The sequence below is a fragment of the Butyricimonas sp. Marseille-P2440 genome, assembly GCF_900091675.1.
Taxonomy (GTDB): domain Bacteria; phylum Bacteroidota; class Bacteroidia; order Bacteroidales; family Marinifilaceae; genus Butyricimonas; species Butyricimonas synergistica.
On sequence record NZ_LT594607.1, the window covers coordinates 247038 to 270209 of the forward strand.

Below are 23172 nucleotides of genomic sequence, written 5' to 3' on the forward strand. Positions count from 1 at the left end.
TGATCTTTTCATATTTCGCACGTATAATTATTTGTTTATTTCATTACAAACGCTAATAAATTATTATAGATAAACATTTTCCAATATTTACAATAAACACATACAATTCCACTGTAAATCAAAACGAAAACATTCTTTATGCAAAAATCCCCATATTTACATATGATATCAACTCAATTACGTGTCATAAAAAACGATCAATTAATGATCGTTTCATGAAATTAAATCAGATTAACTTGTTTTTATTGTCAATATAATGCAAGTGCTTGATTTCTTGAACAAAAAAAAGCACATAATAATTTGCGGAAATTGGAAACTCACCATATATTTGCATATCAATAAACGATCGTTTATTGATATTTTTATAGTATATATTTTTCCTTCAAATACATAGCTACACAGTACAATATACACTCACCACAGATACACAAAATATATTCGTTTTTCCTGTTAAACTTAATATATGTATAAAAAACAAATAAACTGGAAATTTAAAATAACCATTTTTTTATATAGCCAAATTATATAACAAATTCATAATGATATCTCCCGGCATATCCCACCGATAGTTAACCGATACCCTACCTCATGAACGTAGCATGGACGTAGCATAAACGTAACATAAACGCCCTCGAGCGAAATTGCTTCGAAGTTGTATCGAAGAAACTCCGTAATTAAGCTAGCCCATCCCCTTATTTACCATAGATTTACCCGGGATCTTTCCCGTGTGACTCCCCTCTCTCGAAATCGCCCTTACACGATTTTAATTTTTATTTCGTATCTTTGCACCATGTATATAATAAGAATTATTACATACACGTGGTTGTTCTTGCTTTGTTTGTCATCTTGTAAAACAGAACAAGAAGAAGTTCCATTCATTATACCCGAAGACGGCACGTTGGAGAAAATCGAGCAACGGGGCGTTCTAAATGTATGCACCTATTACAACACAACGGACTACTACGTGTATAAAGGAGTTCCCAAGGGATTTCATTACGATCTGGTAAAAGACTTCGCCGATTATCTCGGTGTCAAGTTGCACATTGACGTCAATGCCAACGTGGAAGAAAGTCTGCGGGAATTGAACGAAGGCAAATACGATCTCGTGGCGATGAGTCTTTCGGTCACGAAAGACCGCAAAGAACAAATCAATTTCACGTCCCCGTTATTCAGCACGAACAAAGTGTTGGTACAAAATAAAAAACAAGATTCCTTGATTCGTGACGTACATGACTTGAAAGGGAAAGAAATTTTCGTTCAGGAAGGCACCACGTACAAAAGTTTCCTCCGGGAACTGAGTGATTCCCTTCAGCTGGATTTAAAAATCACGGAAGTAGAATACTTGACTTACGAAGATATTCTCCTGCAAGTAGAAAAAAGTGAACTCCCGCTCACCGTGATAGACAAAAACATCGCACAGATAGCAGCCCAATACATGACACATATAGATTACTCGTTGGAACTATCCGACTTGGAACCCGTAGCGTGGGCTGTATCCGGGAATACAAGATACCTGCTTCAAGAACTCAATCAATGGTTGGAGGCAATGAAGAAAACAGAAAAATTTCCCGTACTTTACAATCGTTATTACAAGAGCAATTATGTCACATCACTCCACAATTCCAAGTATTACAAGCTGAAAAACGGTGTCATTTCCAGTTTCGACCCGATCATCAAAAAGGAAGCCCAAAAAATAGGTTGGGATTGGCGTCTATTGGCATCCGTGATTTACCAGGAATCCGGTTTCGATCCCGAGGCAACCTCTAATTACGGGGCGGTCGGGTTAATGCAAGTCATGCCGGAAACCTCTCTCCAACTCGGCTTCGAGGATTATATAGAACCGCAGGATAATATCCATGTCGGGGCTTATTACTTGAAATACCTCGAAAAAATGTTTGCCAAATACGATCTCGATTCCTTGAACCGCATCAAATTTACCTTGGCAGCATACAATGCCGGAGCGGGGCACGTGTTCGACGCCATGAGATTGGCAGAATCCTACGGCAAGAACCCAAACGTGTGGAATAATAACGTGGATTATTTCATCCGATACAAATCCCGCCCCGAAATATACCGGGATTCCCTGTCCCGCAACGGTTACTGCGACGGTAAACAAACTTTCAATTTCGTGAATAACATTATAGAGAACTATACCCACTATAAAAATACGATTCCCCGGTAATTTAAAATCTAAAAATCCCCAGGGCGAATATTGATTTACTTTTATTTTTTTCGTATCTTCGCATTTGAGTTTTGATCATTATTTCACAAATTGTTAAATGTATGCCTTACAGAAGATTACCGAATACAGATGCAGCAAGGATAAGGGCATTGGAAACGGCTTTAAACAAAGAGGACTTTTCCGACATCAATAATTTACCGTTTTCATTGACCTTAAGGCAGAAAATCGAATTCTTTTTACCGAAATTCAAAACGGCGATCACAAATTCACAATGTGCCCGAGATAAACAAACGGTAAATAGCCGGAAATACGGAGAATACACGAGAAAAGCGAAACTATATATATCGCACTTTTTGCAAGTACTGAATTTTACTATTGCACGAGGAGAGTTGAAGCCTATCGCCCGTACCTTCTACGGTATAGCGGAAGACGACACGAAACTTCCCCCGCTCATTTCCGATCAAGATTTGCTGGAATGGGGTGCAAAAGTAATTGCCGGAGAACAAGAACGCACCCGTAACGGCGGCGGCAACCCGATATATAGCCCTTCTATCGCATTGGTCAAAGTGAATTACGAGAATTTCAAACAAGGCTACGCTTCCCAAAAACAGTTTCAACAAAACTCCGCCCGTTGCAGCGCGGAAGTAGCACAATACCGGGCTGAAGCTGACGAATATGTCCTTTCCCTGTGGAACGAGATCGAGGCTCACTATGCCGACATCGAGGATGAAGAAGAACGCCGCCAGAAATGCGAACGCTTCGGACTTGTCTACGTGTTCCGCAAAGGCGAACGGGAAGAAATAAAAAGAAAAAAGGAAGCCGAACGGATTACGCTCAAACTCCCTTTTTCATGATTCGGTGATTTCCATCACCTAATTACATATACAGATCTCTCTCCCCTCTCGCGATCCGGTCGTAATAGGAACGGAAGGTTGGAAGTAATTTCTTATCGCTAAAGAAGGGGGTTGCCTCAATCTCACGCAACTCCTGCTCGATCAGTTTCTCCCCGATTTCACGGGTTGCAGGAGAAGCGTAATCATTCAGGTATTCCCGGAAAGTCAACACGGCATTCAACTTACAGAACTTGCCCTCGACTCCTTTTTCCAACAGATTCATGATCTTATCGCCCGTACGTCCGCAGCGATAACCGGCTGTACAGAACGAAGTAATCATTCCGTCGTTAGCCAATTCCCGGATCACTTCATCGAGAGAACGCTGGTCGCCCAACATGAATTGAACCTTCTCGATATTCTCCTCTTGTTTCAACTTCTTGGAGTATGCCCCGATTCCCAGTTTAGAGGAAGCATCAGTTTGCGTGCAACCGTAATGGGTCAATAAATCTCTTTTCAGATTTGGCTCTTCCCGTGCCGTCACGATCAACCCACTATACGGGATAGCCAAACGCAACACGGCTACCACGCGCCTCATGGCATCATCACTAACCAAGTAAGGAGAATTCTCGCTCAGGAAAGATCCCGGAGCCGGTTGCATACGCGGGAAAGACACCGTGTGCGGTCCGATACCGAACTGCCGCTCCAAATCCAACGCATGATGCAACAATCCCATCACGTCAAATTTCCAGTCATACAAGCCGAATAACGCCCCGATCGCCACGTCGTCGATTCCAGCATCCATGGCACGGTGCATCGCGTAAAGACGCCAGCGGTAATTTCCCTTCACCGTGTTAGCCGGGTGCAATTCGGCATATCTTTCCCGGTGATACGTTTCCTGGAACACCTGGAACGTCCCGATACCCGCTCTCCACAATTTTTTCAAATCGGCGATCTCCATGGGAGCCGCATTCACGTTCACCCGGCGGATATTGTTAAACCCGTTTCCCGTGGGAGTTTCCCGCTTCACGGAATAAATCGTGGAAATAGACTCCGCGATATAGTCTGCGCCATTCTTTGGATGTTCGCCATACACGGCAATCATCCGCTTGTGTCCCTCGTCGATCACGGCAGCGGTTTCCTCCCGCACCTCGTCCATGGACAACACGTGGCGTATTTCTTCCTTATTTTCCGCACGGAAACCACAATATTTACAGCTGTTCACGCACAGGTTGGACAAGTACAAGGGGGCAAAGAAAACGATACGATTGTCATACACTCTTTTCTTCACCTCCAAAGCAGCCTCCTGCATCTCGTGGAAAAGCTCGGGGTCTTCCACATTCAACAAAGTAGCCGTTTCATCCGGCGTTAATATTTTTATTTCCAACGATTTTTGTAGAATATCCCGTACACGTTGCTTGTCGGGATTCTTCCCTTTTTCGATTTCCTCAAATATCTTTCCCTCGTCAATAAAATCCTTTCCATCCACCAGATATTTGTCAATTTCTGCCTGCTTAATCACCGCGGCAGCCCAATCTTTTACAGTAGCCATTTCTTTATATTTAGTGATTCATTAAGTCCATGCACAATCTCCATTCCTATACAAAGGTCGGAATTATTTACTCAATCATTCTCTATTTCTAATACTTATTTTCAATCACGATATAGACGAAATCAATCACACCCAGCGTTTCCCCATGGACTTACCTGCACGTTATTATGCCAACAATTCTTTTACAATAGCAGAAATCATTTTACCGTCGGCAATACCTGCCAATTCTTTGGTTGCCACACCCATGACTTTTCCCATTTCTTTGGCAGAAGTAGCCCCCACTTTCTCGATAATTCCCTTCAAAGCCACACGCAACTCGTCTTCAGTCAATTGTTTGGGCAAAAACTCGTTCATCACCTCCACTTGGGCAATCTCGTGGGCGTACAAATCCTCACGTCCCTGTTGCTTGTAGATTTCTGCGGATTCACGTCCCTGTTTCGCCAATTTCTGGATGATTTTGATACTCTCGCTGTCGGCAATCTGCTCCGGGGCTCCCGCCACGGATTTAGCCTCGATAAAAACCTTCTTTATATTTCTTAAAACCTCCAGGCGGATTGTATCTTTCGCTTTCATGGCTGCCATGATGCCTTTACTAACTTGTTCTTCTATTGTCATTTTTGCTTGAATTTAAATTTAAAACCCACGAAGTTACGATTTATTCTGCAATTTATAAAGTTTATCCATTAATTTTGCAGTCTAAAACAAGGACACATGACAACAAAGATCACGAACAAAACGATCTGGAATATAGCTTATCCTATCATTCTAGGAAGTTTGGCACAAACACTCATCACCCTAACAGATACCGCATTTTTGGGACGAGTCAGCGAGATCGCCCTCGGGGCTTCCGCCATGGCAGGTATTTACTACTACGTGTTTTCCACGCTAGCATGGGGATTCTCCATCGGGATTCAGATCATCGTGGCACGCCGTTTAGGTGAAGGGCGTTTGAACCGGATCGGGGTTGTATTCGAACACGGGTTATGCTTCGTGTTCCTGTTGTCCATGGCACTATTCCTTATACAACGCTATTTCAGCGACGTGCTTTTAGGGGCTTCCATTCAGTCACCCAACATCTACGAGGCAGCTATGGAATATATGTCTTACCGCCATTACGGGATTATCTTCGTGTGTTTCAACTTTTTGTTCCGGGCTCTGTATATCGGGCTTTCCAACACGAAGATCATCGGTTATTCGACGGCAGCCATGGCAACGATCAACGTTATTTTCAACTACCTTTTGATCTTCGGGAAATTCGGTTTCCCCGAGATGGGAGTCGGCGGAGCCGCCCTCGCGTCCGTCATGGCAGAAATATCGGCATTCCTGATTTTCATTTTTTACACGTTGCTTAAATTACCCATCAAGCAATACGCCCTGTTCTCTTTCCACAAACTGGAAGGATGGCTCATGCTGACCGTACTCAAAACGGCGTTTCCCACCATGTTGCAGAAACTTTTATCTTTCGGGACATGGTACATCTTTTTCATGCTTATCGAGCACATGGGTGAACGTCCCATTGCCATCACGATCATCGTCCGGAGCGTGTATATGCTGATCCTTATTCCCGTTTTCGGTTATGGAGCTACCGCCAACACGCTCACCAGCCGTCTTATCGGGGAACAACGGCAAGCAGAGATCACACCCACCTTGCGGCGAATCATGAAACTCGCCATGCTGAGCGTGCTTCCGGTGTTATTGATATGCTATATTTTTCCGCAACAAGTGCTATCCATCTATTCCAACAGCAGCGACCTGATAAGCGCTTCCATTCCTTCCCTTTACGTGGTCGGACTGGCAGCACTCGGCTTCTGTTTCGGGATCACGTTCTTTGAAGCCATATCCGGAACGGGCAACACGACTCATGCCTTGATTCTCGAATCGTTTGTGCTCGTGTTTTACACCTTCCAAACCTGGTTGCTTACCACCGTCGTGCAAGCCAACGTGGAATTCGTGTGGACAGTAGAAGTCACCTATGGCATTCTTATCGGTATCGTTTCCTGGCTTTACCTGAGACACGTGAAATGGCAACAGAAAACCTTATAGTATTTATAAACTCTTTTTCTCTATTTTTGCAACAAAAAGCAGAGAAAAAAACGTATATTCGAAAAATATAAATTCATTAACCGTGCAAAAAAATATTATAATTACATTATTGGCAATTCTTGTATTATTGAACAGTGCCGCTATCGGATATTACATCTATGAACGTGAAGTTGAACACGATGAAGGAGAGGAGTATATACCACACTTCCTGCTACCGTCTGACGTATTCTGCCCCGATACATTTTACCTGGCAGGAGAACGGGTTCCGCTAGAAAGAATAGACATTGTCGAGTCCTTTAAAAAAGAACTCATCGTCAACATGAACCTTCATTCCCACACGATACAGGTTATCAAAAACTCCCCCCGGTATTTCCATATTATAGAACCGATATTAAAAGAAGAAAAGATTCCCAACGATTTCAAATACCTTGCCGTCATCGAAAGCAGCCTTAACCCGATAGCCGTGTCCCCCGCGGGAGCAGCCGGAATATGGCAATTGATGAGCGGTACGGCAAAAGAACTCGGGTTGGAAGTCGATAAAGACGTGGATGAACGCTATCACATCGAGAAAGCCACCCGTGCGGCTTGCGCTTACTTGAAAAAAGCATACGACAAATTCGGTTCATGGACTTCGGCAGCCGCCTCGTACAACGGGGGAATGAATATGCTCACCCGCCAAATGGATCGCCAGAAAGAAAAGAAATTCTACGACCTGCTGATGGGTGAAGAAACCGGACGCTACGTGTACCGCATGATGGCGTTGAAACAGATCATGGAGAATCCCCACTTGTACAATTTCCACGTGGGCATAAAATATCCCATCGAGGAAACTACCCAAATTAAGGTAACCAAGCCGATAAAAGACCTGGCGGACTTCGCACAGGAACACGGGATAACCTATAAAACATTGAAACGTTTCAATCCCTGGTTAAGACAAACCTCATTAAAAGTCGGGAAAAACAAAACCTATTACATTGCTATCCCGAAAGACAAGGAAGCGTACAAATAAAGTTTACGGCACGTTATTTGCAATCTTTGTCAATATGAATCACATAAATGACTCGAAACATGGAAAAAAATAAAATAATCGTATTTTGCGAAAATACGCAAGAAGCCTATCAGATTCCGACAGGTTCCAGTTTAAAAGAATTCAAAAAGGTAGTGTTCCCCGATAACCACCAAAGCATCCTGGGTGCATTGGTCAACAACGAGGTTCGCGACCTTCACTACGAGATATACAATCCCAAATATGTCAATTTCATAGATGTCAGCACTTTAGACGGGTACAGTGTATATATGCGTTCACTGGTATTCGTGCTTTACAAAGCGGTAATCAATCTTTTCGGCAAGAAAACATTGATCGTGGAGTATCAACTCTCCAACGGGGTTTTCTGCCGCCTGGCAAATAAGGACATCGTTCTCACGAGCGAGCGGATTGACTCTATAAAAGCGGAAATGCAACGTATTATCGATCATGATTACGAAATCATGCGAACGGAATACCCGACGGAAGAAGCCATCAAATTGTTTAAACGCCAGGGACTGAAAGATAAAGAACTTTTACTCTCGTCCCGGGGAAAACTATTTACCTCCGTTTATTCAATTGACGGCACATGCGACTATTTCTACGGGACATTAGCACCTTCTACCGGATGCCTCAAAGTATTCGACCTGATGGACTATAAAGACGGGATGTTGCTCTTGCTTCCCGACCGGATGAACCCGAAGGAGATTCTTCCATACAAACCGCAAGAAAAACTATACAACACGTTCAGCGAATTCAAACGCTGGGGCAAAGTTCTGGAAGTCACTCAAATCGGGCACTTGAACCAAGCCATCGAACACCACCACGCCAGCGAAATGATCAAAGTCAGCGAGGCGCTCCACGAGAAGAAAATCTCCTTGATTGCCGACATGGTACGGAAAAGAAGGAAAAAACTAAAAGTGATATTGATCGCCGGTCCTTCCTCGTCCGGGAAAACTACTTTCGGCAAACGGCTGGCAATCCAGCTTCTAGTGAACGGGATCAAACCGGTGAACCTCTCTCTGGATAACTATTTCGTGAACCGGGATCAAACCCCGAAAGACGAAAAGGGCGAATACGATTTTGAAACCATCGACGCCTTGGACATCAACACGTTCAACGACAATATCGTCCGCTTGTTAAACGGCGAGGAAGTAGAGATTCCCAAATTCTCTTTTGAAACTGGACAACGCTTCTACGACGGCGAGAAACTGAAAATATCGAAGAACAACGTGATCATCGTGGAAGGCATTCACGGGTTAAATCCCAAACTAACCCAATACCTCCCACAAGAGAGCCTGTTCAAGATATTCATTTCAGCCTTGACCGCCATCTCTATCGACGACCACAATATCATCAATCCCTCGGACAACCGTCTGATCCGCCGTATGGTGCGAGATCATAAATACCGCGGTTACTCGGCTCTCGATACCCTGAAAAGATGGGAAAGCGTGCTCTCCGGTGAACAAAAGCACATCGTCCCCTACCAAGAGGAAGCCGATGTCATGTTCAACTCGGCATTGGCATACGAACTCGGGGCATTGAAACAACAAGCCGTACCCCTGCTGGAAGAAGTTTTGGTGAAAAACCCGGAACACTCGAAAGCAACCCGTTTGCTGAAATTCTTCTCGTACGTCCAAGCCGTACCCACCCGTGAAATACCTCCGACTTCCATCCTTCGTGAATTCTTGGGCGGAAGTTCGTTCAAATACTAATTTAAAATAAACAAGCGAAATAGAACAGAGCGTAACAAGTCGCCCCAAACGACGTTCGTTACGCTCTGTTACTCTTTTACCCGGAAACTAACGTAACATGATTTCGATGCCAAACGGATACCACACGTACACGTTATCGGGCATTTTTTACTAACTTCACAAAAAATATCGAATGACGGATATTCCAATACATAGAGCAACACAACAATCCGATTTCGGGATATTTGCAAAGGAACTTTCTCCCGTTTCGCCGACCCGGTCTATCGATTACATCCACCGGGACGACTACTATATATTCGCCATCATAGAGAGCGGCACGTGTACCGTCAGTATTGACTTCAAAGACAGCTACCTATCAGCAGGCTACGGGATTTGCGTTCAACCGTACCAAGTGCATCGTGTTATCGATACAGGAAATGCAAAAGCGTTTCTTCTATTTGTAGACGGGGCATTTATAGATACACGGACCAAACATACGATTGCCGAATACGCACTATCGCCTACCCCATTTAGCATAAGCGACATCTTGTATGCCGAGCTGATCCAATTATTCTCTATGATTCTCCGCAGAATCGACAAATTGGAAAACAACAAGCCGAAAACCGTTTTGCAGCACCTGTCATGTGCCGTTGTGGGTATAATAGCAGATTCCATGCAAGAAACTATCGGACAAAAATCCCAAAACAAAAGACACCTTGAAATAACACTGGCTTTCAAGGAATTATTTTCAGAAGAAAAACAAATTAACAGGAATGTATCTTATTACGCGGAAGCGTTACATATATCACCGGTATATCTGAATGAGGTGATCAAGGATATTACGGGCATGAGCGTAAGCAAATATATTCAAAACGAACTCATGCTGAGAGCCAAGCGAATGCTGGTATATACTTCTTTGAGAATAAGTGAGATTTCCATTCATTTGGGGATAGATGATTGTGCCTATTTTACCCGATTGTTCACAAAAGCGGTGGGAATGAGCCCTACTTGCTTTCGAAAAAAATACCTCGAATAGTGCAATCTTAACCATATATCGTCTATTCTTCTGTTCGTCAATCCGCTGTAACTTCGCATAAAAAAAATGGACAGAAGCAGATTTATTTACTTGACAGATTTGATGTTAGTTCCCGTGTTCGTTTTATCATTTTACACGGGCATCGAGTTACATATCGCGGGACATGGCACAAACCATGAGGTTTGGCATAATTGGGCTGTATTTCACGTGGTTACCAGCCTATTGTTTATGCTATTAGGATTTATACATATGAAAAGCCATTGGAAATGGTATAAAGGTCTGGCTATCACAGGCAGGAAGAACAAATGGAAAATCGTAATGTTACTTTCCATTGTTTTCATATCACTTGTTGCCACGGGAATAGGATTATTTTTTGTTCACGGGGCTAATTCGCCGCTAGGACTTTTCCATTACCAAAACGGACTTATACTAAGCATCCTGGGACTTCAACATATATTTAAACGAAGACAATTCTTGTTTCGGGGATTTACACCCCATATATTTGGTAAAAAGAAAGAGCTGAAATAATTTTCTGCTCTTTCTTTTTCGATCAAATCCGGTTGAATAATACATCATATTCCCTACTTTATAGTATCAATATCCCGCCACCTCCTCTATTATTCCATGAATTTCCGTGTTATCCGAGATTCTGCCGAATTGTTCCGCACCGACACCTATCGCGTACACGGGGACAGCCCCGGCAGAATGCCCGCCACTCGCCCAGCGGATCAGGGCTTTACGATTCAATATTTCGATAGCCAATTGGGCAACCGGGTCTACCATAGCGTGCTCACTTTTCAGAAGTTGCATTCCTTTCGAGGCAGTAGCTTTCAAACAAGCCTCTCTCACAAGTTGCTCTTCTTCCGGAGATAACTCAACAGTTTCGCCGAAACCACATTCACACGTTAACAATCCTCGCAAATCGGCATACGTCAGTTTCAGCCCCCGGCTCTCTTTTAATTGTTTTATCTTTCGGGTCAACCCGATAATCGAACTTTTTTGGTTAGCCAAAACTTTCAGGTTCAACTCATAAGGCCCACAGCCCAACGCTAATCCTCCGGTTTCATGATCGGCGGTCACGATAATCAAAGTTTCATCGGGATGAGTCTTGTAAAACTCAAGCGCCACCTGTATCGCATCCGAGAAATCAACAATTTCCCGGAAAGCCGCCCCCGCATCATTCGCGTGGCAAAGCCAGTCAATAATTCCCCCTTCTACCATCAAGAAGAAATCTTCGTCATTTTGTTCCGACAGAAATCGGATAGCTTTCCCGGTAATATCCGAAAGAGTCATATCTCCCGCGCCCCGATCGATTGCCGTTGACAGGCTCGACGGGTTGACGCAATCCTCCGATTGCACGTAAACCACCCTTTCCCGTCCGGCAGACAATGCACGAAAGTCACTGGTATGATCGATCACCACGTAACCGGAATCACGCAACAAAGAATAAAGGTCTGTTGCCGAAGAATCACGAGAAGAGAAGATTTGCTTCCATCCCGCACCCCCGTAAAAATCAAAACCCGTCTTAGCGGCATCCGTCCCGATCTCGTAATACATCTGCCTATCTAATTGATGGGCGTAGAACACGGCAGGCGTAGCATGATTGACCGCCACGCTGGTCGTGATTCCCACCCGTTTCCCGGCTTGTTTCGCTTTCCATGCGATACTGGGTAAAGCCCTCCCGTCCCGGTCTGTCCCGATGCGCCCGTTTTGTGTTTTTACACCGATAGCCAAAGCTGTTCCGGCGGCAGCCGAACAAGTCACGGCATTCGTGCCGGAGTAAGTTGTCAGGTGATTGCGAACCGGGAACGTGGTAAATGACAGCGATTTGCTCCCGATGCGTCCCTCTTGCTCCGCCAAATACATCTCCGTCCCAATCACTTGATTCACACCCATGCCGTCGCCAATAAAATAGAACACGTATTTCGCCTTTCCCGGCTCTGCCTTACCCATACATCCGGATAAAAAAACGGATAAAAAAACGATCCGTAGGATCTGATTCATTTGTTTCATAAGTCTGTTATATTCTTTTCAAATTTCTCACTTGAATCGCTTCGTTCCTTTGAAAAAATACATTTAGAGAGTCGCTGCCGGGCATCACAAGGCAGCTTCTACTTAAAATAGACAAAACTCGTCATTGTCTCACCGCAAGGGATAAAACTTCCCTTCCATCAGACTGCCAATTCATCTGCGGGACTTATTTTCTGCGCACGTTAAAAAAGCATATTTTTCGTAAAAACGTGGGCGAACTGTAGGCGACCAGTAGGCAATGCCGTCTATTAGCCGCCCAAAAGTCGCCTATTTGTCACTTAGTACCCCGACACCGGCGTAGTTTATCCCTATTTATTCCCTAGCATTTGTTTCACAGTGTACAGCATTGCTTGATAATACGGTCGGTCGATAGCATTGGCCGAGGCTACCCGGCGTTCCAGCAAGGAAGCAATCTTCGATGCCGTTTCGTAATAGTAAACAGCCGACTCGTCAATAGCCGTGGAACGTACCCAACTCTGCCAGCCGTAACCATAGCCGAATCCGGTTTGCTTCATCAACTCTACCATATAGGATTTGCCTTCCCGTTGTTCCACGTCTTTCAAGTCTTTGGCATATTTGTCGATCATGCCGCTCTCGTCCAAACCGTACAAGCAAATCTCATCGATCGTGGGAGCGTATGCCACTTCTGCCGAGATGCTGCCGGCTCCCGTCAACCCGATCTTATTTCCCCCGATGGAAGCCACGGAACGGGACATCATATCCAACATGGCTTTCTGCATGATCTTATCCCCGTGCGTGAGTTTTCGGTTGCGTATAGCGGCATCCCATGCTCCGGTGTAGAAATCGTCAAAGAATTCCCGCAACGTGTAAGGATTCTTCTCTGCCAGATAAGACGACAAGGTCACGTTCATGTATATTTTCGTCAAAATCCCGGCAACAGAAGCATTCAACTCGGACGAGGCTTTCGTGTTCAACTTGAATTTCGAGCATACTTCCCGATCGTCCAGCCAATCGTTGTTCTGCATCTGCCGGGTCACCCATTTCATCGCCGCCTTCTGCCGGTCACGGGGAACGGAACGGAAACGCTTGTCGGGACTGCCGTCTTTGGCTTCCGTCAGATAGATACCCCCGATGCAGTAAACCACATTTTGCAGGTAACGCCCGTATTGTTTCACGATCTGGTTGTAAAGTTCTTGGCGATATTCTGCCGACTCGTCATCCTGTATCCAGTTATTCAAGTTCTTGAGAATATATTTCAAGTTCTTGATACCGTAATCGCCCGCCTTGATCGGGTCGTCGCCCAAGTCTTCCTCCAAAGCACTCGGATCATAGCGGCTTGCCATCTGCTGCTTCCCGTAGCGGAACAAAGGATCGCCCGCCTTCTCATCAATCCACGACTCGGTAATCTTAGCCTCCTCGAAAATATCTTTGGCTTCCGGGACGGGGGAGTACAACCACTTGATAGCGTACTCGTCATATATACCCAAATCGGGAGGAGTAAGCCGCACGCCTTTATCGCCGGGCTGAGCCACGTAATTGAAACGTGCATAATCCATGATGGAAGGAGTTGTGCCGTACTTTTGCGTGAACGTGGCGGAACGCAAGGAATCCACCGGGAACGCAGCAGATGCCGCCATATTGTGCATCAGTCCCAAGCAATGTCCCATCTCGTGCGCCAACACGTAAGCCATGGTTTCTTCCAACACATCTTTCGGCAACTTCTTGCCTCTCACTCTCGGGTCTACCTGTGCCGTTTGCACGAAACGCCAATAGTTCAACATCTTCACGATATCATTATAAACTAAGATCGAAGCGTTCAATATTTCCCCGGTCATCGGGTCTACCCAAGAGGGACCCATGGCATTCTGCGTGCTGGAAGGCACGTAACGGATACACGAGTATTTCAAGTTATCCGGGTCGAAATCGGGATCATTCGTCGGGAAATCCAACACTTGTACCACGTTCCGGAAACCTATTTTCTCGAATGCCTTGTTCCACCGTAACACTCCCGTACGAATGGGTTGTTTCCATTCCTCCGGGAAAAGGTTGTCCAAGTAAAAAACAATCGGCTTCACGGGTTCCACCTGTTCGCCCCGCTTGTAAGCCGCCATGTCTTTCGGCTCCAAACGCCAGCGATGAGCCAGAGAATAGCGTTGCAATTGGTCGGCATCGTTAGCAATATATTGCTTATTTGTCAGGAAGATACCGATACGGGAATCCGATATCCGGGGACGCATCCGGTCTTCCGGCAAAAGAAGCAGCGTGCGGGTCACCTTGATCGACACGGGACGGTTCTCGTAGAGTATCGTGTTCAGATACTTGGCACTCACGTTGTAGGAAAGCGACGACTTGATTGACACGTTATCCTCGAAAGCCTTTATCCCGTCGATCGCCGACAATGATTTATTGATAGAATTCCGAAATGCCAGCGGGAATGCCTCGTCCACCATGGGCGTAACCGAAGCATCACCCCCGGTAAACAAAGCCGTCATATCGAAGACCACGGCTGAACTGTCCGGACTGTAAGCCAACACCTTGTATCCCTCAATAATCGGGTTGATAAAGTTCGACTCGATCACCCGCTGCACACGGGCATCATTCTTGTCGTAACTCACGTAGGAGTTCACCTTCCGCATATGCACGAGGCTATCCACCAGCGTGAAACAGATGTGCATGGGGTCTTTGACTTTATACCCGTTCGTGGACACCGAGTTGTCGCTTGTTTGTGTAGTCGTGGAAGCCAGCAGCATATCCCTGCCCATCACGGCAAGCGGCATCTCGAAATACAGTTTCCCGTCCACCTTGTGGATCGTCATAAAACCACCCTTTGCCATCTCGTGTGATTTTCCTTTGAACAATCTCTCGTATTTACTTAATTTTTTCACGGGCGGCTTTGCCACCGGTTCTTCTTTTTTCGTTGTCTTTTTCTTCCTCTCCGCGGCATCGACCGTCAGAAAAGAAGCATTCACCATCACAACAGCGATCAACAATACAATCCAATTTTTCATACTATATTTTATTACATTCATACTACTTTTTTTCCATCAATATTTTTCGTGTCATCAAGAGCATTGCCCGGTAATGGGGACGATCCGCCTCGGGTGCCATCCGGACTTGTTTCTCCAGCATATCCCGGCATTCCCGAACCATCTTGTAGAAGTAGACGTCCTCGTTGTTCAGCACCTTGCTATTGACTTCGCCTTGCCAACCGTAGCCATGCCCGAAACCGGTGTGTTCCGTTTCCGGGGTCAACGTTTCCAAAGTTCCCGTGCGCTCCATATCCCACAATTGTTCCATGACCTGTTCCGGCAAGCCGCCGGGTTCCAAGCCATACGCCCAAATCTCGTCGAACGAAACGGCATAGGCGGAAGCCGCCGATTGCAGCCCGAGCCTGTTGCCCCCGACATATGACACGGGCATTCTGGATTTATTCAAATACGTCCGTTGCATCAACCGATCAGTCCTTGTCGAGGCTCTGCCTTCCAGCGCACTCGCCCAAATTCCCCGGTAGACATCCCCTGAGAACTCATCCATCGTGTACGGGGAGTCGGAAAGATGCGAGGACAAGGTGACACAAGCCCCGCGGGCAAACAAGGCGTTCAACACGGCTGTCCGTACCCGCCATGAAGCCGGAATACCCAACCCGAAACGGTCTACCAGATCCCGGTTGTCCAGCCACTCGCTATCCCGTAACTGCCGGAGCAACCAGTCCACGGAAGCCTTCTGTACTTCTCTCGGCACGGGAGTGAACCGCTCGCCGGGGGGCCCGTCCTTTACCTCGTTCAGATAAATGCCCCCGATATTATACAACACGTTCATCAGGTAACGCTCGTATTGCTTGGTCAGATTGGTGTACAATTGTTTACGATGATCCGCCGAAACGTCTTCCTGTATCCAATGATTGATATTTTCCACGATATACTTCAAATTAGCAATCCCGTAATCCCCGGCTTTCAAGGCATCATCCCCCAGATCTTCTTCCAGAGCCGAAGGGTCATAGCGAAACTTATCCTGTTGCCGCCCGTAACGGTACATGGGATCGCCGGCTTTCTCGTCGACCCAAGCCTCCAGGATTTTCGCCTCTTCCCGCACGGAAGCCGCATCCGGGAAGGGGGTGTACATCCATTTAATCACGTACTCGTCATACACGCCCAAGTCCGGCGGGGTCAGCTTCACGCCTTGGTCACCGGGTTGAGCCACGTAATTAAAGCGGGCATAATCCATGATGGAAGGTGTCGTCCCGTATTTTCGGGTGAAAGAAGCCGAACGCAACGAATCCACGGGGAAAGCGCTGGATGCCGCCATATTGTGCATCAATCCAAGACAATGTCCCATCTCGTGGGCAACGACGTATTCCAGCGATTCGCCCATAATATCGTCGGGCATCTTTTTTGTTCTCACGGACGGATCGATTTGCGCCGTTTGAAGGAAACGCCAGTTATTCAACGCCCACGTGACATTGTTGTAAATAAATATTCCGGCATTCAATATCTCTCCCGTCACCGGATCGACCGAGGTAAGCCCTTCCGCGTTTTCATGGGTGTAAGGCACGTAGCGCACGCAGGAGTATTTCAGGTTATCCGGGTCGAAATCGGGGTCGTCCGTCGGGAAATCACGCACTTGAATCACGTCCCGGAACCCAATTTTCTCGAATGCCTTGTTCCACCGCAATATCCCTTTTTTAATGGGTTCTTTCCAACTCTCCGGGAAATCGGTATCCACGTACATCACGATCGGCTTCACGGGTTCGGTCAACACGCCCCGCTGATAGGCTTCCGCATCCTTCGGCTCTATCCGCCAACGATGTATGTAAGAATAAGGTCGAATATCACTTCCCTCTTCCGGGATATAGCGTTTGTTCGTCAAGAACGTACCCACGCGGGAATCCGACAAGCGGGGACGCATCCTCTCCTCCGGCAAAAGCATCAAGGTACGGTTCGCCTCCAAAGTTACTGCCACCTGCCGCAACACGGGAATGATGGAATACCACACGTTCACCGTGTATAACAGGGTCGACCGTATCGAAACATTGTCCTCGAAGGCTTTCACCTCACCCAAGCGGGATTGCGCCGGTTTCATATGCCCCTGCACCTCGTAGCGTCCCGTAGTCTTTGCCAAAGGTGACAATTGTGCGATGTCCGTGTGAAACAGACCGGTGCCATCAAACACCACGGCTGTACTGTCGGGCGTGTAGGCAAGTACCTTGTAGCCGAACAAGACCGGATCACCGTAGCCTTGCCCAAGTACTTGTTTCATCCGCTCGTTCTCGAGGTCGGCAGTGATGGTTGAAGCCACCGAACGCAATTGCACGGTACTGTCCTGCAACACGAAACGGATGTGCATCACATTCGGAGTATACCCCACGACCGCCGCCATATTGTTACTGGTTTTTGAAACCGAAGAAGACAATAACATCTCCCGCCCGAACAGACGCAAAGGCATCTCGAAATAAAGTTTTTCGTCCACTTTATGCAGAGTCATAAAGTCGCTCGAAACGGTAGTACACGTCTTACCTTTAAACAGTTGTTCATATTTACCCGGTCGTTTTTCCTCCTGCTTGTTCTTCTTCGCCTTTCTCTCACCCGCCAACGTGCAGAATCCAGACAGAAGTAAAATGAAAACCATATTCGGTATTATCCATTTTCTCATATATCTTGTTTTATTTGATTTGTGCCTGTTTACCCAACATCTGTTTCATGGCGAAAAGCATCGCCTCGTAATGCGGCAAATCTTCAGCATCGAAACTTTTCATCTTAGACTCCAACAAATCCCGGATACGCAGCACCATTTGATAATAATACGTTGCCGACTCGTCGATCTTTGCCACGTCAAGGGGTCTTTGCCAACCATAACCGGAACCGAAATCCCGTGTCAGAAGGAACGCATCCAAGCCATAACACTCCGCGTCAAAAGCCGAAGGGGCGTATAGTTCATTCAACACTTCCCCCGGGTTCCCGGAAGCGATACCCAACCGATTGCCCCCGACCGCACGTATCAGGTCGTTCAATTGATTCAACAGCAAGCGTTGTAGCACCATGTCCCCCGTGGTCAGTTTCCGGTTCTCGAGAACGCTCGACCATATCCCCCGGTACAAGTCGTCGAAATATTCTTCCATGGAATAAGGTTCATCCGATAGTGAAGACGATAACGCCACTCTCGGGGCTGCCGCCATCAGCTGCTTTCCGACCGCCTCAACAATGGTCGGGGAGGACATGATGCCCAAGGGAAACTTTTTCAACAACGCCGGATTATCCCACCACTCGCAATCCCGCAACTGTGCCATCACCCAAGCCACGGAAGCCTTCTGACGTTCCCGTTCCACCGGACGGAATCGCTCGATGGAAATGTCTTCTTTCGCATCCGAGAGATAGACACCGCCGATGTTATAAATCACGTTCCGGATATAACGGTAATACTGGTTGACCATTTGCACGTACAAGGCACGCCGGGCGGTGGCTTCCGGATCATCCGCAATCCATTCGTTCAGGTGGGGTAATATGTATTTCAAGTTCTTTATCCCGTATTCCCCCGCTTTCATGGCATCGTCCCCAAGGTCTTCTTCTAGAGCCGTGGGGTCGTAACGCCCACCTATCTGTTGCCGCCCGTAGCGGTACATCGGGTCTTTCATCTGTTCGTCAACCCACGTTTCCAGTACTTTCGCCTCATCCCAAATCGTGGCAGCCTCGTACACCGGGGAGTATAGCCATTTAATCACGAACTCATCGTACACACCCAAATCGGGAGGCATCAACTTCACGCCCCGGTCTTCCGGTTGCGCCACATAATTGAAACGGGCGTAATCCATGATGGACGGCGTCGTCCCGTATTTCCGGGTAAACGACTCGGAGCGTAACGAATCTACCGGGTAAGCGGCAGAAGCCGACATATTGTGCATCAACCCGAGACAATGCCCGATTTCATGTGCGATCACGTATGCCAATGATTCGTTCACTAACGCCGCCGGTAATTCTTTATTTCTCACGGCGGGGTCAACCTGTGCCGTTTGCACGAAACGCCAGTTTCTCAACATTTGGATCACGTTGTTGTAAACCAATACACAGGCATTCAATATCTCTCCCGTGGTCGGGTCTACCCACGAGGGTCCCATCGCATTAGCCACTCCCGTGGGGACGTAACGCACGCAGGAATATTTCAGGTTATCAGGGTCAAAAGCCGGATCGTCTTTCGGGAACTCACGTACCTGCATCACATTCTTGAACCCTATTTTCTCGAAAGCCCGATTCCATTTCAATATACCTTCCCGGATAGGCTGCTTCCACGCCTCGGGGAACAGGGTATCCACGTAGAAAACAATCGGTTTTACGGGTTCCGTCAATTCTCCCCGGCGATAAGCCTCCACGTCACTCGGCTCCAACCACCAACGATTGGCGTAAGTGTACCTTTCCGTGGGTTCTCCTTGATCCGAAACATATTGCTTCGAGGTTAAAAATACCCCTATCCGCCTGTCGGACAAGCGGGGAGGCATTTTTCGTTCCGGTAGTAAAAGCAATGACCGGGTAGCCAACACGGTCAAAGGCTGATCGGTCACCACTCTTGCCTTGTTGTAAGTAACACTATATTTGTAGACCAATTGAGATTTCACTGACATATTATCCTCAAACGCCTTTACCTCGCGGATGGAAGAAAGATCTTTATTCAATGACTTCGTCACCTCCATTAACCCGCTACCCTTGGGTACCGGAGATAATGCCGCCTCTTCATCCAGGAATATCCCTGTCATATCAAAAACCACGGCAGTACTATCCGGCGAGTAAGCCAACACCTTGTACTTCGCCATGATGGGATCGCCAAAATTCTGTTCCATGATCCGATCCATCCGCTCTCCCGCAGATTTTGCCGCAATCACGGCATTTACTTTCCTCATCTGTACGGTACTGTCTTCCAGCGTAAACCGGATGTGCATCGGGGTATTCTCCTTGTACCCGTTCGTGCAAACCGTATTATCCGTGGATGCCGTCGAAACTGCCGCCAATAACAACTCTCGCCCCATGTACTTCAAAGGATACTCGAGATACACCTTTCCATCCACCTTATGCACCGTCACAAATCCACCCCTCGCCGTTTCACTCCTTTTTCCTTTAAACAATTTGTCATACTTGCTCAATTCCACCTTCATTTCTTCCTTCCCCTTTTTCTTCTTCCTCCCGGAAGCCTCCACGGAAAGAACTGTCGGCAGTATCCAAAGCAATGTCAGACTACATACAATCCATTTGTTCATACATACTATTTTAAATTATACTAAAATCCCTGTTTTTCAGACCATACGATTCCTAGTCTTCAGGATGAAAAGCTTAAAAAGCCTTCATCCTGAAGTAAAGATCAAACACTAAAACACACTTTGTACAGCTATTCTAAGACCGTTTTCAAACGTTCCATCACGGTCTTCATTAACTCGTATTTCTTCATTACATACTCGTAAGAACCGTACTTTGCTTCAAACGCATCATCATCATCCGTCAATATCTCTGTCATGTAATCCAGCACATCGGCACGTTCTCCAATAGTCTTGACCTGACTTCTCGACGGGTTATAGGTTGTTTCCTTATCATAAGACAAAAAACCGTATTCTTCCAAATTAGCCACATAAGGTGGAGTCGAAGATGTAGTCAAACTCAATGCATACAAGTTGACACTCGTAACCTCAGCACGACATACATTCAAGAATGCTTCTAACAACGAGGAGGCGTTTTCCATCAAATAAGTCGTATATTCTTCTGCCACAACTCTACATGCCATCCGTTTGATTTCAGCATCCGTCATTCCGGCAATTTCTTCCACCTGACTCACACAAGAAGTCATCATCCCCCGGTAAGTACTCTCCTCATGACGATATGAAGCTGTAGTCGATGCGGCATTTAATGTCAATGTTTTCACTAACAAAAATGAACGGGGATATAATTTAGGAGAAACAAGTCTAGGGACAATCTCATCCCGGATAAATTCAACTCCGGCAGTGATAGCCTCCGGATTATCGGACAACTCGTATTGAGCATACTCCGTGGAACTCTCGATAGAATAATTCGGGTTCAAAATCTCATAATAAATAATCGGCACTCCTGCATTATCCACTCCCCTGTCTTGCCTCCCAATCGTGTCATTGTAAAAAATCGGAATACCATACGTTTCGTACACCGTGTACCGTAAATGATCCAAAGGATCTTCCGAGTCGGTCAGTACATACCAATCTCCATCCAAATCCGAGGGAGAAAGGTGATCATCATCGCCACAGCTCATCAGAGATAAACATCCCCATAAACCAATAATATATAACAATTTTGTTTTCATATCATACTCTTTTCATTGTTATTCATTTTTATCTCTCCGGACGGACATTATCTTCCAATTCTCCATCATTTGATTCCAACGCGTAAGACGGCATGGGCATCAGCCATCCTCCATCTTCCGGATATTCACCTAAAACGTAAGTTTTCGTCAATACTGCCGCACTACCATTCCACTCATAATAAGGATGTGTAATTATTGTCTTCTTCGGGTAGAGCGGATGTACCGCATAACGCCGCAAATCAAACCAGCGTTGCCCGGCGAAACAAAGTTCACGACGACGCTCATCCCGGATAAACTCTACCAAATCTTCTCCCGTTTCATTTATGGTTCCGGCATCACTCATTCGCTTATCTCTTAATTCCTGCAAAGTTGAAATCGCTTCAGACTCTCTCCCCAATAAAGCCAATGCCTCAGCTTTATTCAAGTAAACCTCTGAAAACAACAAACTAACTCCCGGTAATTTTGATGCGCTGTTCACTCGATAGCTTCCATAATACCCACTCGAGTATTGGAAAAAATACGAATTTTTCCCGGAAGCATACCTCAAATCGTTCTCCCCGTACAATCCTAATAAATCCTCAGAAGCAGCAAATGTCGAAACAGTCGTGATTTGAGTAATAGGGGAACTAGCATAACCTCCGGCAAATATGGCTTCACTACTTGAATTTGAACGAATTAGTGCATTATAGGAACCAGCCGTCGCATAAACACTTAGCGTAGTCGTATTAAAATCGATCAATGCAAGTCCTTTAGGTGAACTAAAAATAGAATCACACTGATTCACGACGGTATTCCAATCGCCCATGTACAAAGCTGTTTTAGCCAACAGCGCCCGGGCGGCGTTTTCCCCAGCCCGATAAGTTGTAGATGGTGTCACACCTTTCAGGTAATGTATTGCCTGTCGGGCATCAGATAAAATTTGCTGGTAACACTCTTCCACGGTATTTCGAGAAAATCCTTTCACTTCAACATAATCTGTCAACTTAACAGGAACCCCCAATTTCTCATTCGAGGTCGTGGCATCGTAAGGATGTCCCCAAAGATTTACCAAATAAAAATACCAGAAAGCTCGAATAAAATAAGCCTCACCTTTCACTCGCTCATATCCTTCCTCTCCCTCGAATCGGTCAATATCACCCAAGATCAAATTGGCAATCTCTATACATTCATAAAATCTAGCCCAAGGTTTGTTCCCTCCCAGACGATTAGGATAATCATCATCCCAGGGATAACTTGCCCAGTTAAAAAACATCCTCAAATAATTAAAATTGCCATTCACGGGCATAGTACTCGTCAACTTTTGGCGAACGTCATCATCCATTACATCTAACCAAGACATAATATAATAAGTTCCTCGCGCATTTTGTAAATATCCACTACCTACCAATAGCTCGTCTAAATCATCCACACTAGTCACATAAGATAATGTTTGAGAATCTTCTTCCAAAAAATCACCACAAGAAACACATCCAAGGACCAGTATGATCAATAAAGTATATATCTTATTCATAAC

15 protein-coding genes are annotated in these 23172 nt (G+C 46.0%); 7 read left to right on the plus strand and 8 right to left on the minus strand.

What is annotated here, in order from left to right; translation table 11 throughout:
* Positions 1 to 790 precede the first annotated feature (790 nt).
* Together BN8899_RS02485 and BN8899_RS02490 are read left to right on the plus strand one after the other, a co-directional pair.
* Positions 791 to 2182 carry an MltF family protein gene (locus BN8899_RS02485; RefSeq protein WP_026207659.1) on the plus strand — a complete coding sequence of 464 codons (1392 nt, stop codon included), beginning with the start codon at positions 791 to 793 and terminating at the stop codon, positions 2180 to 2182.
* A gap of 101 nt (positions 2183 to 2283) precedes the next feature.
* Complete coding sequence (locus BN8899_RS02490) at positions 2284 to 3036, plus strand: hypothetical protein (RefSeq protein WP_018338458.1); 753 nt, start codon at positions 2284 to 2286, stop codon at positions 3034 to 3036.
* A gap of 22 nt (positions 3037 to 3058) precedes the next feature.
* Here the strand turns inward: BN8899_RS02490 and hydG are convergent, their stop codons facing one another.
* Together hydG and BN8899_RS02500 are read right to left on the minus strand one after the other, a co-directional pair.
* Positions 3059 to 4564 (minus strand): [FeFe] hydrogenase H-cluster radical SAM maturase HydG, encoded by a 1506-nt coding sequence (gene hydG / locus BN8899_RS02495; protein ID WP_065218168.1) that lies wholly within the window; start codon positions 4562 to 4564, stop codon positions 3059 to 3061.
* 165 nt (positions 4565 to 4729) lie between these two features.
* Positions 4730 to 5179 carry a GatB/YqeY domain-containing protein gene (locus BN8899_RS02500; RefSeq protein ID WP_018338456.1) on the minus strand — a complete coding sequence of 150 codons (450 nt, stop codon included), beginning with the start codon at positions 5177 to 5179 and terminating at the stop codon, positions 4730 to 4732.
* A gap of 96 nt (positions 5180 to 5275) precedes the next feature.
* On the opposite strand from BN8899_RS02500, the gene BN8899_RS02505 reads away from it, so the two are divergent.
* The 5 genes from BN8899_RS02505 (at position 5276) to BN8899_RS02525 (ending at position 10889) form a co-directional block, all read left to right on the plus strand.
* Positions 5276 to 6607: an MATE family efflux transporter gene (locus BN8899_RS02505; protein WP_065218169.1), complete on the plus strand. Its 1332-nt coding sequence runs from the start codon at positions 5276 to 5278 to the stop codon at positions 6605 to 6607.
* 82 nt (positions 6608 to 6689) lie between these two features.
* Complete coding sequence (locus BN8899_RS02510; protein WP_065218170.1) at positions 6690 to 7616, plus strand: lytic transglycosylase domain-containing protein; 927 nt, start codon at positions 6690 to 6692, stop codon at positions 7614 to 7616.
* Between the two features lie 59 nt (positions 7617 to 7675).
* On the plus strand, positions 7676 to 9346 hold the full coding sequence (locus BN8899_RS02515; RefSeq protein WP_065218171.1) for a nucleoside kinase: 1671 nt from the start codon (positions 7676 to 7678) through the stop codon (positions 9344 to 9346).
* 172 nt (positions 9347 to 9518) lie between these two features.
* Complete coding sequence (locus tag BN8899_RS02520; RefSeq protein ID WP_065218172.1) at positions 9519 to 10361, plus strand: helix-turn-helix domain-containing protein; 843 nt, start codon at positions 9519 to 9521, stop codon at positions 10359 to 10361.
* A gap of 66 nt (positions 10362 to 10427) precedes the next feature.
* Positions 10428 to 10889: a DUF4405 domain-containing protein gene (locus BN8899_RS02525; RefSeq protein ID WP_065218173.1), complete on the plus strand. Its 462-nt coding sequence runs from the start codon at positions 10428 to 10430 to the stop codon at positions 10887 to 10889.
* 66 nt (positions 10890 to 10955) lie between these two features.
* On the opposite strand, the gene BN8899_RS02530 is transcribed toward BN8899_RS02525, so the two are convergent.
* The 6 genes from BN8899_RS02530 to BN8899_RS02555 form a co-directional block, all read right to left on the minus strand.
* Positions 10956 to 12374: an alkaline phosphatase gene (locus tag BN8899_RS02530; protein WP_065218174.1), complete on the minus strand. Its 1419-nt coding sequence runs from the start codon at positions 12372 to 12374 to the stop codon at positions 10956 to 10958.
* 326 nt (positions 12375 to 12700) lie between these two features.
* A complete protein-coding gene (locus BN8899_RS02535; protein ID WP_065218324.1) occupies positions 12701 to 15361 on the minus strand; it encodes a zinc-dependent metalloprotease in 2661 nt (886 codons plus the stop codon).
* 22 nt (positions 15362 to 15383) lie between these two features.
* Positions 15384 to 18002: a zinc-dependent metalloprotease gene (locus tag BN8899_RS02540; protein ID WP_065218175.1), complete on the minus strand. Its 2619-nt coding sequence runs from the start codon at positions 18000 to 18002 to the stop codon at positions 15384 to 15386.
* Positions 18003 to 18012: 10 nt separating this feature from the next.
* Positions 18013 to 20592, minus strand: coding sequence for a zinc-dependent metalloprotease (locus BN8899_RS02545; protein WP_065218176.1), 2580 nt, complete (start codon positions 20590 to 20592; stop codon positions 18013 to 18015).
* Between the two features lie 128 nt (positions 20593 to 20720).
* Positions 20721 to 21659 (minus strand): hypothetical protein, encoded by a 939-nt coding sequence (locus tag BN8899_RS02550; protein WP_065218177.1) that lies wholly within the window; start codon positions 21657 to 21659, stop codon positions 20721 to 20723.
* Positions 21660 to 21687: 28 nt separating this feature from the next.
* On the minus strand, positions 21688 to 23169 hold the full coding sequence (locus tag BN8899_RS02555) for a RagB/SusD family nutrient uptake outer membrane protein (protein ID WP_065218178.1): 1482 nt from the start codon (positions 23167 to 23169) through the stop codon (positions 21688 to 21690).
* Positions 23170 to 23172: the final 3 nt, after the last annotated feature.